This is a genomic window from Novacetimonas pomaceti, assembly GCF_003207955.1.
Taxonomy (GTDB): Bacteria; Pseudomonadota; Alphaproteobacteria; order Acetobacterales; family Acetobacteraceae; genus Novacetimonas; species Novacetimonas pomaceti.
The window spans coordinates 1-759 of sequence record NZ_NOXG01000136.1 but is presented as its reverse complement, the minus strand read 5'-3'; the positions used below and the strand labels follow the sequence as shown (position 1 = coordinate 759).

General features: G+C 59.9%; 1 pseudogene. It reads right to left on the bottom strand.

The features are described 5' to 3' along the window. Positions 1-759: pseudogene (locus tag CFR71_RS16055) on the bottom strand (IS1380-like element IS1380A family transposase); the annotation flags it as partial.

Here is a 759-nt window from a genome sequence, read left to right as displayed (position 1 = left end):
ACCCGCCTGCGGCGCGTCCAGCTGTCCTTTGTGATCCAGTCAAAGGAGGCGAAACCGCGCGCAGCTCTGCCTGTCGTGGCGGCTTCGTCACGAACCTCAGCGGACAAAGAGGCAATCTGGTCATACAGGCGGGTGTTGCCTGCAAGCCCGAACAGGAAGTCAACGTGGTTGTCTTCGCACCATGTCATCAGACTGTCCCGGGCGAAACCGCTGTCCCCACGCACCAGGATACGCACCCGGGGCCAACGGCTCCTGATCTGCTCCACGATCCGGCGGATGTCTGCCAGTGCTTCCTTCCCCGGGTCCCTGTCTGCCGTGCGCAGGGTAGCGCTGAGGAGATGGTCCCCGCAGAAGACATACAGGGGAAGATAGCAGTTATGGCCGTAATATCCATGAAAGGCGCGGCCTTCCTGATGGCCATGGATACGGTCATCGGTGGCATCCACATCCAGAACGATCCGGGCGGGTGCGTGCTCATGCTGGTCAAGGAAGAGCGTGACGAACAGGGTAGCCAGGGCCTCATGATCAGCAATGATCCGACAGTAACGATCTGCCTTGTGCCCACTGCGCTCCAACCGGTTCAGTGTAGATTTGCCAGCCAATGCTGCGCAGTTTGCCCGGCCTCCTGACAGACGGCCCGAGGCCAGACCAAAGATCAGGTCATGCCGCAGGGCATCGTGATCATTGAGATCTTCATAGCCCAGTGCCAGGCCCATGATCCGCTGACGGACAAGGTCTTCAACCCGGTATTCCACAAAG